Source organism: Helicovermis profundi, assembly GCF_033097505.1.
In the GTDB taxonomy this organism is placed as follows: domain Bacteria; phylum Bacillota; class Clostridia; order Peptostreptococcales; family Acidaminobacteraceae; genus Helicovermis; species Helicovermis profundi.
Window position 1 is genome coordinate 1,132,714 of sequence record NZ_AP028654.1, and the last position, 17,408, is coordinate 1,150,121.

Annotated in this window: 11 protein-coding genes and 8 tRNA genes; 13 read left to right on the forward strand and 6 right to left on the reverse strand. The window is 28.6% G+C overall.

What is annotated here, in order from left to right:
* The first annotated feature begins 4 nt into the window (after positions 1-4).
* The 8 genes from AACH12_RS04880 (at position 5) to AACH12_RS04915 (ending at position 677) form a co-directional block, all read left to right on the forward strand.
* A tRNA-Asp gene (locus tag AACH12_RS04880) sits at positions 5-81 on the forward strand.
* Positions 82-107: 26 nt separating this feature from the next.
* Positions 108-183, forward strand: a tRNA-Thr gene (locus tag AACH12_RS04885).
* Between the two features lie 6 nt (positions 184-189).
* Positions 190-274 (forward strand) — tRNA-Tyr (locus AACH12_RS04890).
* A gap of 3 nt (positions 275-277) precedes the next feature.
* Positions 278-352 (forward strand) — tRNA-Gly (locus AACH12_RS04895).
* A 4-nt stretch (positions 353-356) separates the two neighbouring features.
* Positions 357-430, forward strand: a tRNA-Gly gene (locus AACH12_RS04900).
* 6 nt (positions 431-436) lie between these two features.
* Positions 437-512: transfer RNA gene (locus AACH12_RS04905), tRNA-Lys, on the forward strand.
* An 8-nt stretch (positions 513-520) separates the two neighbouring features.
* A tRNA-Cys gene (locus tag AACH12_RS04910) sits at positions 521-594 on the forward strand.
* Between the two features lie 6 nt (positions 595-600).
* A tRNA-Arg gene (locus tag AACH12_RS04915) sits at positions 601-677 on the forward strand.
* Between the two features lie 179 nt (positions 678-856).
* Here the strand turns inward: AACH12_RS04915 and AACH12_RS04920 are convergent.
* Together AACH12_RS04920 and nhaC are read right to left on the reverse strand one after the other, a co-directional pair.
* Positions 857-2,704, reverse strand: coding sequence for a sigma-54 interaction domain-containing protein (locus AACH12_RS04920; protein ID WP_338536947.1), 1,848 nt, complete (start codon positions 2,702-2,704; stop codon positions 857-859).
* Positions 2,705-2,921: 217 nt separating this feature from the next.
* Positions 2,922-4,340 (reverse strand): Na+/H+ antiporter NhaC, encoded by a 1,419-nt coding sequence (gene nhaC, locus AACH12_RS04925; protein ID WP_338536948.1) that lies wholly within the window; start codon positions 4,338-4,340, stop codon positions 2,922-2,924.
* Positions 4,341-4,607: 267 nt separating this feature from the next.
* On the opposite strand from nhaC, the gene AACH12_RS04930 reads away from it, so the two are divergent.
* Complete coding sequence (locus AACH12_RS04930) at positions 4,608-5,786, forward strand: IS110 family RNA-guided transposase (RefSeq protein WP_338536595.1); 1,179 nt, start codon at positions 4,608-4,610, stop codon at positions 5,784-5,786.
* A gap of 197 nt (positions 5,787-5,983) precedes the next feature.
* Here the strand turns inward: AACH12_RS04930 and lysA are convergent, their stop codons facing one another.
* The 4 genes from lysA to AACH12_RS04950 form a co-directional block, all read right to left on the reverse strand.
* Entirely contained in the window at positions 5,984-7,243 is a 1,260-nt protein-coding gene (gene lysA / locus AACH12_RS04935; RefSeq protein WP_338536949.1) for a diaminopimelate decarboxylase, read from the reverse strand.
* Positions 7,244-7,723: 480 nt separating this feature from the next.
* Complete coding sequence (locus AACH12_RS04940) at positions 7,724-8,893, reverse strand: M20 metallopeptidase family protein (RefSeq protein ID WP_338536950.1); 1,170 nt, start codon at positions 8,891-8,893, stop codon at positions 7,724-7,726.
* Positions 8,894-8,979: 86 nt separating this feature from the next.
* Positions 8,980-10,128, reverse strand: coding sequence for an alanine racemase (gene alr, locus AACH12_RS04945; RefSeq protein WP_338536951.1), 1,149 nt, complete (start codon positions 10,126-10,128; stop codon positions 8,980-8,982).
* 10 nt (positions 10,129-10,138) lie between these two features.
* Positions 10,139-11,086 (reverse strand): S66 peptidase family protein, encoded by a 948-nt coding sequence (locus AACH12_RS04950; RefSeq protein WP_338536952.1) that lies wholly within the window; start codon positions 11,084-11,086, stop codon positions 10,139-10,141.
* A gap of 139 nt (positions 11,087-11,225) precedes the next feature.
* Here AACH12_RS04950 and AACH12_RS04955 point away from each other — a divergent pair, with 139 nt between their 5' ends.
* From AACH12_RS04955 to AACH12_RS04970, 4 genes are all read left to right on the forward strand, one after another.
* On the forward strand, positions 11,226-13,079 hold the full coding sequence (locus AACH12_RS04955) for a sigma-54 interaction domain-containing protein (protein ID WP_338536953.1): 1,854 nt from the start codon (positions 11,226-11,228) through the stop codon (positions 13,077-13,079).
* A gap of 403 nt (positions 13,080-13,482) precedes the next feature.
* Positions 13,483-15,423 carry a peptide ABC transporter substrate-binding protein gene (locus tag AACH12_RS04960; protein WP_338536954.1) on the forward strand — a complete coding sequence of 647 codons (1,941 nt, stop codon included), beginning with the start codon at positions 13,483-13,485 and terminating at the stop codon, positions 15,421-15,423.
* A 59-nt stretch (positions 15,424-15,482) separates the two neighbouring features.
* The gene (locus tag AACH12_RS04965) at positions 15,483-16,430 is read left to right on the forward strand and encodes an ABC transporter permease (protein ID WP_338536955.1); all 948 of its coding nucleotides are present in this window, start codon (positions 15,483-15,485) and stop codon (positions 16,428-16,430) included.
* On the forward strand, positions 16,430-17,401 hold the full coding sequence (locus AACH12_RS04970) for an ABC transporter permease (protein WP_338536956.1): 972 nt from the start codon (positions 16,430-16,432) through the stop codon (positions 17,399-17,401). Before AACH12_RS04965 ends, AACH12_RS04970 begins: the two co-directional genes overlap by 1 nt.
* Positions 17,402-17,408 lie beyond the last annotated feature (7 nt).

Here is a 17,408-nt window from a genome sequence, read left to right on the forward strand (position 1 = left end):
TAATGGCCCAGTAGTTCAGTTGGTTAGAACGCTAGCCTGTCACGCTAGAGGTCGAGAGTTCGAGTCTCTTCTGGGTCGCCATTTATATTTAAAGCACATAGATATGTGCCAGTGTAGCTCAATTGGTAGAGCAACTGACTTGTAATCAGTAGGTCGCGGGTTCGAGTCCCATCACTGGCTCCATAAAGTGGAGGAGTTCCCGAGTGGCCAAAGGGGACGGACTGTAAATCCGTTAGCAGTGCTTTCGATGGTTCGAATCCATCTTCCTCCACCAATTGCAGAAGTGGCTCAGTGGTAGAGCATCGCCTTGCCAAGGCGAGGGTCGCGAGTTCAAATCTCGTCTTCTGCTCCAAAATGCGGGTGTAGCTCAGTGGTAGAGCCCTGGCCTTCCAAGCCAGTTGCGAGGGTTCAATTCCCTTCACCCGCTCCAATACATGGTCCATTAGCTCAGTTGGTAGAGCATCTGACTTTTAATCAGGGTGTCCCGCGTTCAAGTCGCGGATGGATCACCAATTTTTTTGGCGGCATAGCCAAGTGGTAAGGCAGAGGTCTGCAAAACCTTTATCCCCAGTTCAAATCTGGGTGCCGCCTCCAAATTTAGCGCTCTTAGCTCAGCTGGATAGAGTATCTGACTACGAATCAGGAGGTCGTGGGTTCGAATCCCGCAGGGCGCACCAAAACAGCATAATGTGAAATTAGCAGATTAAAATGTATCTTTAAACAGGGTTGTTTAGAGTTTTTTTTGTTTTTTGTAAAAATAAATTATAAAATTCAATATTTACTTATACAATTTAAATTATACTAATAGCATAAAAAGGATTTATTCCTTATATATAAATGTTTGTAAAAATTGGAATTAAAGTTTATATTTTTTCAATTTATCATAAAAAGTAGTTCGTTTTATTTTGAGAACTTCCATGACTTTTAATTTATCATTATTATAGTAGTTTAGCGCTTCTTTTATTATATTTTCTTCAGCATTATTTACATATTCTTTTAAAGATTTAAATGATTTTTTATCTTCATTTAAAACATGAGTATCAAAAACAATATCTTCACTTAAAATAATATTTTCAGACGAAGTATTTACTGCTCTTTCTAATATATTTTCAAGTTCTCTTACGTTTCCTGGATAGAGATATCTATTAAGTTTTATCTGTGCTTCATGAGTGATATTTTTATTAGGGGTATCATATTTTTTGCAAATATTTTTTATAATATTTTGCGAAAGATCTATTATATCATCTTTTCTGTTTCTTAATGGTTCAATATATATTGAAAAAACATTTATTCTATAGTATAAATCATTTCTAAATTTACCTAATTCAATATATTTGACTAAATTTTTATTAGTTGCTGATATTAGTCTAACATCTACTTTTATTTCTCTTGTACTACCAACTTTATAAAAAGTCTTATCTTGAAGTACTTTTAGTAATTTAGCTTGTAATTTAAAATCAAGTTCACTAATTTCGTCAAGAAAAATTGTGCCATTATTTGCACTTTCGAATAATCCAATATTACCTTTTTTCTTTGCGCCCGTAAATGCACCTTCTTCGTATCCAAATAAAATACTTTCAATTAATTCATTTGGAATTGTAGCACAATTTACGTGTACAAAAGGAAAATTTCTTCTAGAGCTCTCATTATGTATTGATTTTGCTAAATGCGTTTTTCCGGTACCTGTTTCTCCTAAGATTAGAATATTTGAATTTGAAAGTGACGCTTTATAGATTTGTTTTTTTAAATTTTTAGTTGTAGTACTTTCGCCAATAAAGTCCTTAAAGGTATTGTTTACGATTGAATTTTCAATAATTTTATTTTCAAGTTCCTTTAATTTTCTAATAGAAGTATTATAAGAATTTGTAATATTATGAATTTCTGATACATCGTCTATTTTTAATAATGTTTCAGAGTTTCCTTGTTCATCAGAAATTTGAGTTAAACTGAATAATGTAGGTATACCATTTATCTGTTTAAATTGATTTGTATATTCAATATTATCACCTAGAGCGCATTTGATTATATCGCTAATGATTGAATTGTGTTTAAACACAGTAGCTATATTTTTTCCTATGAGATTTGTAGGTTTATTTAAATTACTTTTATTTTGAAATGACATTGCCATTAATATTTCTCTAGCACTTTCTTTTCTTGCTGTAAAACCCCTTGATTGATAAAATTTTACGTTTTTGTTTATTGAATCAATCACTACAATATGTCCAACAGCAAAAATATAATTAAATTTATAATTATTTGAGTTAGCAGCAATATTTATTGACTTTTTTAGTAAATTTACTTCAATATTAAAATCAATATCATATATATTTTTATTTAGTGAGAAGATATTTTCATTGGAAGTTACAAATTTTATAATAGGTTTTTCATTTGTCATGTATTTTCCAATAATAATAAAAGGTTCATTATATGGGACATTTCCTTTAAATCCTAATTTATTTAAAGCTTCTTTATTAATATTTCCATCGTCTGTTCCCGTGCTATTTGATGCGTAGCAGACGATATCACCTTTTTTTATAATTCCATTTTTATGATTAATTTTATAGTTATTATTTAATCCAAAAATATTCAGTAATTTTGTATTACATAATTTTATAGTTCCTTTTGAATCAACAATAAGAATTCCTTGATCTATTTTATCAATTATTTTTTGAGTGTATAAATTATTTAACGTTTGATTTTTCAAAATTACCTCCGTAAATGAAACTTATGATTTAGATTGGTATTTTATTAAGTAAAAAGTTACAAATATAAATTCAACTATAAAGTAGAAGATACAAAAAACAACTCATTCTATGGTAAAAATTTTATTTGAGAATGAGCTGTAATAATATTTTATTAGTTACATAATGAGTTCGTAGATTAAGTGATCTTATACATAACATAAAAACTTAGAAATTAATTTATGCAGCGTTTTTTTCTTCGTATTTGTCTAAAGGAATCATTGTGAGACCAGTTGCTCCATAAATTAAAGATGTTAATGGAGATAACCAAGCTAAAAATACAAATGGAATAAAGGAACCTACAGAGACACCGAGCATTGTAGCTCCAAATATTGCGTTTGCATTCCATGGTATTAGCCAAGCACCTAATGTGCCACTGTCTTCAAGAAGTCTTGAAAGGTTTTGAGGAGCTAGATTGTTCTTTTTAAAAATAGGCTTCATGATTGTTCCAGGAACAATTTCTGATAAGAGCATTGAAGAAGCAATCATATTTGTTGAATAACCCATAATTAATGTATAAAGTACAGTTTTAAATCTTGATCCTTCACAGTTATTTGCAAGTGGTCGTACTAATGCATTTAAGATACCAGATTCACTAAGCATACCAGTTATAGCTGCGGCAGAAAATACAATTAAGAATGAACTAATCATACTCATAATTCCACCTCTATTTAATAATTTATCAATATAAGTAATTCCACTTTGAATTGAATAACCATCATAAATATAACCTAATAGTGAGTGTATAGTTTCTCCTTGTCTGAAAAATGCTAATATAAGTCCTGATGCCGTACCCGATAAAAGCGCCATAATTGGAGGGGCTTTTTTTATTAATAAGAAAATTACAACTGCTAATGGTAATAATTCAATAAAAGAAAAATTAAAAATACCACTTAAAGCGGTTACTGTGTTATTAACAATTGTAGGGTCATAACCTGTAGCATCAAATTTAAATCCTAAGAAAGTAAAAAGTATAGCTGTCATTATATACGCAGGTATAGTTGTTAATGTCATATGTTTTACATGAGTCATTAGTGGAGTTCCAGTTACTGCAGCTGCTAAATTTGTAGTATCTGAAAGAGGAGACATTTTATCGCCAAAAGCTGCACCTGAAATTACAGCTCCAGCTGTCATAGCAGGTGGTACACCTAAAGCGTTTCCAATACCAATCATCGCAAGTCCAGCAGTACCAATAGTTCCCCATGATGTACCAGTAGCGAGTGAAGTAAAAGAAGTTACTAAAAGCGCGGTTAAAAGAAAAGCTTTTGGTGAGATTAATTTAAGTCCAATTACAATTATTAGAGGAACAGTTCCACTTGCAATTAATGCTGCAACCATTGTTCCTACAATTAAAATTATAAAGTTTGCTTCTAAAGACTGCATTACTACTTTCCAACCAAAATCTTGAACTTCTTTGTAAGTATATCCTAATTTCATTACAAGAGGAACTGTAAATATTAATGCGAGAATAAACATTGTTTCAATATTACCGCCAAAAAGTATTGCTCCTCCAAGTACAAATCCAAAAACAAGAAAAACAACCATCGCCGCGTAACCTAGTGAAATATCTTTTCCTTTTTCCAAAAATGATTCTGACATATAATCTTGTATACTAAAAATATAAATTTTAGTATAACTCTCCTTTCGTTTTATAATTTAATTTTTTCTTATATAATTTTAGTAATAAACATTGTGGATTATTCCATTTTTTCTATAGCTTGACTATTTTAAGGAGATTATAACCACATCTGTTACTTGTACAATTAATTAGCTAGTGAACGCATGACGTTTTATTTACAAGATTATTTGAAGTTTCAGATTGTGTGTTTTACCACTTGTTTATAAAATATATAAGGAGGTTTTTTTATGATCTTTGTCGGTATTGATGTAGCTTCTTCTAAGCATGACATCACAATTACTTCAAGTAATGGTGAGGTGCTCACCAAATGTTTTACTATTCAAAATGATTTTGAGGGGTTTAAAAAACTCCGTATGCTAATTCTATCCCATACGGAGTCTATTGATGACATTCGTATAGGAATTGAAGAAACCGGAATATACTCTCAAAATATTTCTAATTTTCTTGCGTTACAAGGCTTTTATGTCTTAATGATTAATCCAGTATTAACAAGTAATAGTCGTAAAGCTCTTTCACCAAGACTGACTAAAACAGATCAAGTTGATGCTTATGCTATATGCAAGTACGTAGAATTTAATCATAAACGTCACAATTCCTATACACCTACATTATACATTTCAAATGAATTAAAGTCACTATCTAGAGCAAGAATTGAAGTTCAAAAAAAACTCAATAAAGCAAAAACTGAGTGGACACGACTACTAGATATTACTTTCCCAGAATTTAGACATCAATTTAATCAACATTCAAACTGGGTTTACAAACTTTTTTCTGATTATCCTACAACTATAAAAATTTCTAATATGCATATTTCAACTCTTGAATCTATTATAAAATGCCGTGGTAATAGATTCGAAATAGCTAAAACAATTAAAACATTATCTAAAAACACAATCGGTAATGTTAATATTACAAATGAAATACTGATTAATTCTACTCTTGAGGACATTTTTCATTACAAACGACAAATGGATAGATTTGAGATAGAAATAAACAAGATTATTGATGCTCATTTTTCTTTCTTACTTAGTATACCTGGTGTTGGACATATTACTGCCGGCCTAATTGTCGGTGAAATCGGTGATATACATCGATTTGATCATCCTAAAAGCCTACTTGCTTTTGCAGGACTTGATCCTACAATATATCAGTCAGGTAACTTTATAGCTAAAAATTCTCATATATCTAAACGTGGATCAAGATATTTACGTACTGCAATATTTACCGCTACTAAAGTAGCTATAATAAATTCTAAAATTAAAGATAACAAATTTAGAGATAAATATTTACTAAAGATCAAAGAAGGTAAACATCATAACTCGGCAATTTGCCATGCTGCAAAAAATATGTCAAATACTATTTACGCGATTATGAAAACTGGTATTGCATTTAATAATTTATTGTAGTTTCATCTAATACAATTTATATTTTCTTTTAGAAGACCTTGTCTTCTTATTAAGTATGCTCAAAATTCTATTTTATCATTTAAAAAAAGCATCATTTATTTCTTGACTTTTGTATAGCTAGCTCCTTTTGATAATATAGTAATAATACAATTTTCTAAAATATTTATAATCTATTTATATAGATTAATAAATCATAGTTAAATTTCTCTATTAATCATCTCTTCGTACGATTGCCTTTTTACAATAATGCGATCTTCACCATTTTTTATCATTACTACTGCAGGAATTGGAAGTTTGTTATAGTTATTTGACATTGAATAGTTATATGCACCTGTGCTTTTAACTACAAGAAGATCACCTTTTTTTACTTGGGGAACTTCTAAATCTTTAATTAATATATCTCCTGATTCACAACATTTTCCAGCTATTGTTACGATTTCATTTTTTTCGATATTTGATTTATTTGCAATTAGTGCTTCATATTTTGCTTGATATAGTGCTGGCCTTGGATTATCAGGCATTCCACCATTAATACCAGCGTAAGTGCTTAAGCCTGGAGCATTTTTAATATTTCCAATTTCATAAATAGTAATCCCCGATTCTCCTACAATCCATCTTCCAGGTTCAATAATAACAAGAGGCATATCTAAATTTTTATCATTAGTTCCAGTTTTTATTAATTCCATAATTGCATCAGTAAAATAAGAAATATTTTTACGATTATTAGAATCAGCATATTTAATTCCAAATCCACCACCAACATTTAATTCTTTTGTAGTAAAATTAAGGTCATTTTTAGCTTTTTGCATTGTGTTTAGTAAAATTGTAGTAGCTTTTAGATGTGAATCATTATTATCTAATTGTGAACCAACGTGAAAATGAAAGCCTGCAAGATTAATGAATTCAGAATCTGTTGCAATTTTAATTGCCTTATACAAAATTTCTTCATTAAGAGATATACCAAATTTTGAATTAATATCGCCTGTAGAAATATAGCTATGAGTATGACTATCAACGCCTGGAGTAATTCTAAAAAGAATTTTAGTGATTTTTGATTTTAATTTACTTAATTCAATAATTTGTTCGAGTTCACTTATATTATCAACTACGATTCTTCCAACATTATTATCTATAGCAAGGGTAAGCTCATCAAGTGATTTGTTATTTCCATGGAAAATTATTTTTTGACTTGGAAAATTTACACTTAATGCTGTAAATAGTTCTCCTCCTGAAACAACATCAAGTCCCAGACCTTCTTTAGCAATTATTCTACACATAGTTTTGGTATTGAAAGCTTTTCCAGCATAAACGGCAAAAGTATTTTCATATTTATTTAAAAAATCTTTTTTTATTTCCTCACATCTTTCAATAATATAATCCTCTGACATAACATATAAAGGTGTACCATATTTTTTTGCAAGATATACGGTATCAACTCCGTAAAAATTATAATTCATTATTAATTGCCTCCTTATAGACGATTATTGATAAAAAAATTAATTTGAACATTTATTAATAAAGCAAATATTATGCCAAAAAAATAAATAAGATTTTATATAAATAAATGTGTATTTTACAAAGGTAAAGGGTTTTAAAATAAAATTACAAAAAAGAAGCAATATATTTTAAAAAAAATAATCCGAAATATCGGATTAAAAATAAGCTTATAATATAAAAAAATAACTTTTAATAGTGTTTTTATATGTGATAGTAAAGAAGTATAGTCAAAAATATCGTAGTCCGGAATTCTGAACAAAATCCAAAATTCCGGACTACGGCAAGAAATGCAATTAAATATATTATTTATCCGATGCCTTAGAGTTCTAATATCCCCACTTCTAAAAAAAGTGGGGGGTAAAGAACTCTAAAAAGGCCCTGGATTATGTTTTCTAAGATTCAGTGGGAGTAAAAACTCCCTCTGAATCTTAGAAATTCATTTATGATTGTAATAAATTTAGAGCAGTCTTAACTTGCATTAATATGCCTGTTTTAATACAATTTTCATCAACGTCAAAATTGTTGTTGTGAAGTGATGTGCTAAGATTTTCTTTTTTGCATCCTAAGTGGAAAAAAGCACCTGGAACTCTATTGGAGAAATATGAAAAATCTTCAACTCCAAGACTAGGAAAGTCTTTAAATACAATATTTTCTTCTCCGATATTTTCGATTGCAGTATTATATAATACTTTAACCACTTCGTCGTTATTGATTAATGGTTCATATCCGTTTTCAATTATTACTTTAGAATCACCACCGAATGCTTTTGCAGTATATTCAGCAATTTCCCTGATTTTTTTATGAGTAAATTCTCTTGTTTTGGAATCTAAAGTTCGAAGAGTTCCACTTAAAATAACTTCATCAGCAATAATATTAGTTTTACTTCCACCATTTATAGTTCCAAAAGATAAAACAGCTGAATTTAGAGGAGATATATTTCTACTAATTAAAGTTTGCATAGATACAATAATATGACTTGCTATAAGGATTGCATCTATAGATGTTTCTGGATAAGCACCATGTCCGCTTTTTCCGCTAACTATTATTTTTATTGTATCTGATGCAGCGTTTAATTTACCATATTTAAGTTCGATTTTACCTGTTTTCAAATATGGCATAACGTGAAGGCCAAGAACGTAATCTACCTTAGGACTTTTAAGACAATTTTCTTCAATCATAGGAAGGGCACCACCAGTGGTTTCTTCAGCAGGTTGAAAAAATAACTTAACATTTCCAGAAAATTTATCTTTAAGATTGTTTAGTATTTTCGCACTTCCAAGAAGTATTGCAGTATGTACATCATGACCACATGCGTGCATTACGTTTTTTGATATTGATTTAAATGGAAGATCAGTTTTTTCTTCTAAAGGAAGCGCATCAATATCCGCTCTAAGTGCAATAGTTTTTTCGCTATTTGATATTCCACTAATAATACCAAGTACACCCGTATTTGCAATAGTTCTATTTTCAATATTATTGCTGTTGAGAAAGTTTACTATTTTTTTATTAGTGTTATATTCTTGATTGCTTAATTCTGGATTCATATGAATAAATCGTCTAATTTCAATGATTTCATCATATATTTCGTCTATCATTTTTTTGATATCCATAAAAACTCCTTTTGATCTATTAAGTTGTTAATATTATATTTTGAGTTAGCGTTTTTTTGATCCTATTCTTTGAAATTAAAATCTATTTAGAGCAAATCATTTTTGATTTTTAATATTTTATTGTTCTTAATATATATTTTAGGTACTCTTTTTGTAAATCTAGATACTATTTCATTTTTATTTGTTTGGCTAAGTAAAGCAATTTCATCAAGGGACATTGAATTATTTGTTCCATCCGAAATTATTATTACATTATCATTTTCATTTAGATTTTTAATATCTGTTAAATCTATCATACATTGATCCATACAAATAACTCCAACTATGGGTGCTTTTTGATTATTTATTGTTACAAATCCTCTTTGGTACATGTTTCTAGGATACCCATCTGCATATCCAAAAGGAAGTGTTCCAATTTTTGAGTTTCGTTTTGCTACCCATCTCATGCCATAACTAATTGATTCTCCTTTTTTTAATTTCTTTACAAAAGATAATTTTGTGTGAAAAGATAAAACTTGTTTAAGATTTAGAATTCCTCTTTCTTCAGATTCTAAACCATATATTAATGCGCCTATTCTAACCATTGACATTTGAAATTCTGGATAAAGAACACTTGATATACTATCGCAAATATGTTTATATTTAAAACTTATATTTTCAAGTTCTAGTCTAGATATTAATAAATTTAATTGATCAAATTGCTTTTGATCACTTTCTTTATTTTTTAAAGCCAAGTGTGAAAATATGCCTATAACATTTAAATTTTTTAATTTACTTATTTCTTTAACTATACTTAAAGTATCTGAGTTTATTTTAATTCCTAATCGATTAAATCCTGTATCAATTTTAATATGAATATTAATAGTTTTATTATGTTTTAGAGATAAATCATTTAAAAGTTTTGCTTGCTCTAAAGTGAAAATTGTGCATTCTAAATCATTTTCAACAATTGCATTTAAATATTCATTTGGAGTATGCCCCATAATTAGTACATTAAAATTTTGATTGTAAGTTTTTAATTCAATTCCTTCAAGTAGTGTAGAAACTAAAAAATAATTTACACCATTATCATATAAGGCATTTGCTATTTCAATGGATCCATGTCCGTATGCATCAGCTTTTAATACAGCAGATAATGTAGTATTTTTGTTTAAAAAGTTCCTTATTTCATTAACATTATGAATTAAATTATCTAAATTTATTTTTAAGTGAGTATGTCTATAAATTTTATTCATTTTTACTCCTCTATAATGGTTTAATATTACTGTTTTCTAAAAATGTTATTGTTTTCTTGCTAGCATCTAGTTCTATATCAACTCCAAATGGTATAGTTGGCTGTGGATAGTTATGTCCAGCTCTAAAGTTTGATATAGTTGGTTTATTATATGGAACAATAATTTCATTAAAAATAAGGTCTAAATTTAAATCCTTTTGAACACCATTTCTAAAATCGGGTTTGCAATTAGAAAATGTACCTAAGATTATTCCTGAACAATCTTTAAATTTGTTTGCAAGTGCTAAAGAAGTTAGCATTCTATCAATTTTATAATTTAGTTCTCCAACTTCTTCGATAAAGAGTATTTTTCCCTTAACGTCGATTTCATAAGGTGAACCTAGCGTTGAAACTAATAGTGATAGATTTCCTCCAATAATTTTACCATTTGAGACACCGTCGACTAAAGTTTCTATTTTTTCATTTTCAGGATTTTCTAATAAATTTAGTGAATCGTAAGAAAATAATGCTTTTTTTAAATACTTTAGGGTATATTCGTCTAAAACACCTAGTAATCCAGCTGCTGCCATAGGTCCATGATAAGTTACCATATTGCATTTTTTTGCAAATGCAATATGAAGTGCTGTTATATCACTATATCCTATAAAAATTTTAGGATTATTTTTTATGATATCGTAGTTTAGAAGTGTGAGTAATCTTGGTGTACCGTATCCACCTTTTAAACATATAATTCCTTTTATTGATGGATCAAGAAAAGCGTCATTAATATCTTTTGCTCTAATTGCATCAATGCCCGAAAAATGTCCATGTTTTTCGTAGCAACTTGGAAATATTACTGGAGACAGTCCTAATTTTTTAATTGCAATTTTTACTTTTTCTATATTTTTTATTTCAGTAGGTGAAGCTGGCGCTATTATTGCAATTTTATCATTAGTTTTTAAAGCGTAAGGTTTATTCATAATAGTTCTCCTTATTTTAGTAATTTTTAATATTTATTATTTAAACTAATAATATAGCATATTTCGTGCCAAATTTCATTTAAATTTCAAATAGAACTATATTAAAAATAATGATATATTAAAAAGAGGGGGTGAAGAAATGAAATATCAATTATTAACAAAAGATTTTTCTGAATTTATGAATGAAGGATTAATTTATATAGATAAAAATGGAATTATAAAAGAATATAATGAAAAAGCAAAAGAACTTATTGGAATAAAGAGAAGTTGTACTAGAAGCCATAGTAAGGGGAAAATTAATAAAAATGATATTGTAATTCTCGCCTATACATCTTTTGGATATGATAAAAATGGCCTTGAAGAAAAAGATCTAAAGAAAATAGGAATTAATCTACCAAATTTAAAAAAAGGGGATACCTTATTAGCCTATGGAAAATATGAATCAGATGAAATAGGAAAGAGTAAAGTAAAAGAATCTGATATTTTAATAGATAATTTTATTATGGATGCTAAAATAGATGGAATTAAAATATCTTCAAAAGTTAATTACCTTAAAAGATTTGTAGAGATAAAAGTTGATAATGAAAAATATAGACATTATTATAACAATTTTTTTAGTCATGTTATTATACTAGATAAAGATAGTAAAGAAATAAAATTTTATCAAGACGGTGGTTATACAGCGTGGAAAGAAGATTTAAAGCAAATTCTAGATGGGAATTTTTATCATGAGAAAAAAAATGGATGCAATGAAATAGAAGTTATAAATAAACATATTTTAGATATTCATGATAAGACTGAGATAATTAACGATTTAATAAATTGCTCTCAAAATGAAATTGTGGGATACAAAGGGAAAAAGAGTAAAATAAACGGAATTGATGCTTTATGTACATTAAAGCAAGTAATGCGTGGAAGTGAAATTATAGGCGCTTTTTTACTTATTAATGATATTAGTAGGCTAAGAAATGCAGAAGTTCAAAAAGAGATGGTATATAAAAAACTTAAATTGGCAAAAGAGGCATTAAAAAATAATAGCGAATATGCAAAATTATTTCCAAAATTAATTGGATCGAGTCAGAGTCTTTTAGAAGTAAAAAGACTTGCCTATAAAGCTAGTAAGTTTCAATCAAATTTATTAATATTAGGTGAAAGCGGAACTGGTAAAAGCATTTTAGCTAGATGTATACATGAAGCGTCTGCTAATCATGATATGCCTTTTATAGAAGTTAATTGTAATTCTATTCCTGAGAGTTTAATGGAAAGTGAGTTATTTGGGTATGAAAAGGGAGCGTTTACTGGTGCAAATCAAAAAGGTAAAAAAGGATATTTTGAAATGGCGAATGGTGGAACTCTTTTTTTAGACGAAATTGGTGATTTTCCTAAAGGTATGCAGGTAAAACTATTACATGTAATTCAAAATAAAAAATTCTTTAAAGTTGGTGGAGATAAAGAAATACAAGTAAATTTAAGAATTATTGTTGCCACAAATAGAAATTTAGAGAAAGATGTAAAAAATGGTATATTTAGAGAAGATTTGTATTATAGAATTAACGTGTTTCCCATACATTTACCTCCTTTAAGAGACAGAATAGTAGATATTTATGAATTAATTGAATTTTTACTTCCAAGAATATGTAATAGAATAGGTACGAATCAGAAACATATTAGTGGAGAAGCTATTAATAAAATTAAGGCTTATCACTGGCCAGGAAATATAAGAGAACTTGAAAATGTCCTTGAAAGAGCTGTTAATTTATGTGAAGATAAAACCATTTTATCAGAACATTTAAAAATCAAAATAACAAAAAAGAATATTGTTAATAGAGAAGAATATTTAAGACCTTTAAAGGAAACTATGAATTCAATTGAGCTTGAAATAATTGAAAACGTATATAATTACACAAATAGAGATAAGAAAAAAACCATGGAAATATTAAAAATAAAAAAAACTAAGTTATATGAAAAGATAAAGGAGTTAAAAAATAATTAAGATTCCGTTATTTCGGATACAGGATAAAAGCATGTAAGATACTGAAAATAAAGAAAAGTGTAAATGAATTTTGAGAAAATTTAAAATTGATTACACTTTTCTTTTATTTTCCTAAAATTCGGAATAAAATAAATTATAGGTTCTTTTAGCTAATTTAAAGGGATGTGGTTATATAAATTAGATTTTAGATAAAATAAAGCTATAATAATTCAATAAAAGTCCGTAATTTAGGAATAATTTTTAATTTTAAAGAAGTAGAAAGATAGTATTTTTATAAAAATACACTATTTTACAGAAAGTTATATTAATATTTGATTTTGGCATGTCCTTTGCTTTATATGAGTGTGAGTAAGAAAATGTAGTGAGTTTCTTATAATTAACTTATAATCTTGGGGGGAAAAGAATGAAAAGAATGTTATCAGTAATAATGCTAGTTGTTTTGTTATTTGTTTTTGCGGGATGCTCAAACGATAAAACTTCCGCAGTAAGTAATGAAAAGGAAGTAAATAATGCCAAAACGACGGAAAGTAGTGATCAAGGTGATACAAATAAAGAAAGTGGAAAAGTTGATAAAATTACTTATGCAAAAGATCAAACTTATACTAGTATTTATTCAGGTGAAATATCAACATTAAATTACTTAACTAGTTCTTCAACTAATGAAATTGGACTAGCGTCAAATTTCGTTGATACTTTAGTTGATTATGATCAATACGGAGTTATGATTCCAAGTTTAGCAACTGAGTGGATTTCATCAGAAAATGGTAATGTATGGACTTTTAAAATCAGAAAAGGTGTTAATTGGTATACTAGTGAAGGTGAAGTATATGGAGAATTAACTGCTCAGGACTTTGTAGATTCGTTAAAGTACACTTTCAATAAAGATAATGGTTCTAAAACTGCAAATATAGCATATAAAGTTCTAAAAAATGGTAAAAAATATTATGATGGAGAAATTACTGACTTTAGCAAAGTAGGAGTTAAGGCTATTGACAAATACACACTTCAGTATACTTTAGAAACTCCAGTACCATATTTTGAATCAATGCTTACTTATGCTAGTTTCTTTCCAGTTAACGGTAAATTCTTAGCTGAAGTTGGAGATAAATTTGGTACAAGTAATGATAATATTTTGTATAATGGAGCATATATTCTTCAAAAATTTGAACCACAAAACAGTAGAATATTAGTGGAGAATGAAAATTATTGGGATAAAGATAAGGTGTTTATAAAAAAACTAAAATATAAATATAATAAAGAAGCTAAAACTATTGGTCAGGAATTGTTCTTAAGAGGAGATATTTCTGAAGTTTATGTACCTTCTACTTCTATTGATGCTTGGATGCAAGACAAGGATAAAAAAGAAATGGTAAGACCATCCAATCCAAGTTTTTATACTTATTTTTATGCTATAAACTTTGATCCAAATTTTGATAAAGCTTATGATCCTGAAAATTGGAAGAAAGCTGTTAATAATGTTAATTTCAGAAAATCATTATTTCATGGTTTAGATAGAGTTGCAGCATTAACTACAGGTGAACCCTACAATCCTAAAAATAAAATTGCTAATACAGTTACTCCTCCAAATTTCGTAAATGAAGATGGTATTGATTTTACACAAATGGGTTCTTTGAAGAAATTTACAGATACAGATTCATATAATTCAGATTTAGCTATACAATTCAAAGAAAAAGCAATGAAAGATCTTGAAGGCAAAGTGGATTTTCCAGTAAAAGTTGTTATACCTTATAGTACAGGAAGCTCAGAAAATGCACAAAGAGCACAAGTAGTTCAGCAACAGCTTACTAGAACTCTTGGTGATGATTATGTAGAAGTCTTTATTGTTCCTTATCCTCCATCAGGTTTTTTATCTAACACTAGACGTGTTGGAAAATATGGAATGGAATTAGTTAACTGGGGACCAGATTTTGCAGATCCAGAGACTTATACTTATATGTTTATTCCAGGTTCAAATTATAACTTCCCTGAAAAAACAACTGAAGTTGATGAAAATGGAAATAATAAATTTGATGTATATATGAAAATGGTAACTGCTGCAACCAATGAAAAAGTTGATTTAGCTAAAAGATATAATTTATTTGCTGAAGCGGAAGCTTATTTAATTGATCAAGCATGGGTAATACCATATAGACTTGGTGGAAATGGTGGTTATGTAGCATCAAAATTAGATCCATTTGAAGCGCCATATTCTCCATTTGGAGTTTCTAGCTTAAGATATAAAGGTCAACATATCCTTGATAAACCAATGAGTACAGAATTGTATTTATCTGAAAAAGCTAAATGGAATGAAAAAAGAAAAGAAATATTAAATTCCTTAAAATAACTTTAATAATATTAAATATAACGAAGCTTTGGCTTCGTTATATTTAACAAGGAGGAAAAATGTTTAAATATATTATTAATAGATTTTTAAGATCCTTGTTAACACTTTTTGTTGTAATAACAGTAGTTTTTTTATTGATGCGCATGATGCCAGAAGAAGGATATTTTGGAAAAGAAGGTACTGATAAATTAGATGCTAAACAAAAAGAAGCAATATTAACTAACTTAGGTCTTAGAGATCCAATGACTGTGCAGTTAAAGAATTTTTATGAAGAGTTATTACATGGTAGCTTAGGTGACTCTATTATTTATAGACCTAATGTGCCAATTGGAAAAATTATTAAAGAAAAAGCACCTTATTCAATTGCCATTGGTTTATCAGCACTTGGAATTTCATTAATAACGGGTCTTATTATGGGCGTTATTATGGCTCTTAAAAAGAATAAAATTCCTGATAAAATTGGTACATTTTATGTAGTTGTAATTAGAGCGGTTCCCCCCATTGTTTACTATTTGTTTATTCAAGTATATTTGACAAAGATACTTAATTTACCAATTCTATTTGATGTTGATGAGCCGTCTAGTTGGATATTACCTACGGTAGCTATGGCACTTGGCAGTATAGCTGGTTATGCTATGTGGATGAGACGTTATATGGTTGATGAACTTAATAAGGATTATTTAAAACTTGCAAGAGCAAAAGGTCTTAGTGAGAAAAAAATAATGTTTTATCATGTTGCTAGAAATGCTTTAGTTCCTATGGTTCAATATTTGCCAGCTTCAATTTTGTTTACTATAGGTGGATCAATTTATATTGAATCATTATTTTCAATTCCAGGAATGGGAGGCCTTTTAGTTGATTCAATACAACTTCAGGACAATAATCTAGTTCAAGCTCTTGTACTTATGTTTTCTGTAGTTGGTGTACTTGGATTATTTTTAGGAGATGTTCTAATGGCAATGTTAGATCCAAGAATTAAATTACATGGTGATGGAGGTGGTAGATAATGGTTAAAAATAATTTAGAAAATTCTGATATAGAAGAGATTGATAAGTCTTTATTTGAATTTGCCAAGTACGACTCTAAAAAGGCAGAATTAATTGGATATTCAAATTATTCATATTGGAAATCAACTTTGAATGTATTTACGAAAAATAAAGTTGCAGTTTTTTTACTTGTAGTAGTAGTTTTTCTTTTATTATTCACTGTAGTTCAGCCATATCTTCCAAATCAACATTCACCAATAAAAATAAATATAGATGAAAAAACTGGATTACAATTAAGAAATTTACCTCCAAGTGCTGAGTATTGGTTTGGAACTAATTCTATAGGACAAGATTTATGGTCGAGAATATGGAGTGGTACAAGAACATCTTTATTTATTGGCTTGACTGTTGGATTTATTGAACTTATTATAGGTATTTTTATAGGATCCATTTGGGGTTATGTAAGAAAATTTGATCCAATAATTACTGAAATATACAATGTTATTACTAATGTCCCAACAACAATAATATTAATACTTATTGCTTATATAATGAAACCTGGAATTATTACGATTATTGTTGCAATGAGTGTTACTAGGTGGACTAATATGGCAAGATTTGTAAGGAATCTAGTGATCATTATAAGAGATAGAGAGTATAATTTGGCGTCAAGGTGTTTAGGTACACCGCTTAGTCGAATAGCCACTAAAAATTTACTTCCCTACTTAGTGTCTGTAATTATGCTAAGACTTGCTCTTGCAATTCCGCTTGCTATTGGTTCAGAAGTATTCTTAACTTATATTGGAATTGGACTTCCTGTTGATGTACCGTCTCTTGGTAATTTGATTAATGAAGGAAGGGTATTTATGATGGTACCTTCATTAAGATATCAATTGTTATTTCCAACAGCAGTTTTATCAATAATCACAATTTCATTCTATGTTATGGGAAATGCTTTTGGTGATGCGTCAGACCCTAAAAATCATCTTTAAGGAGGAG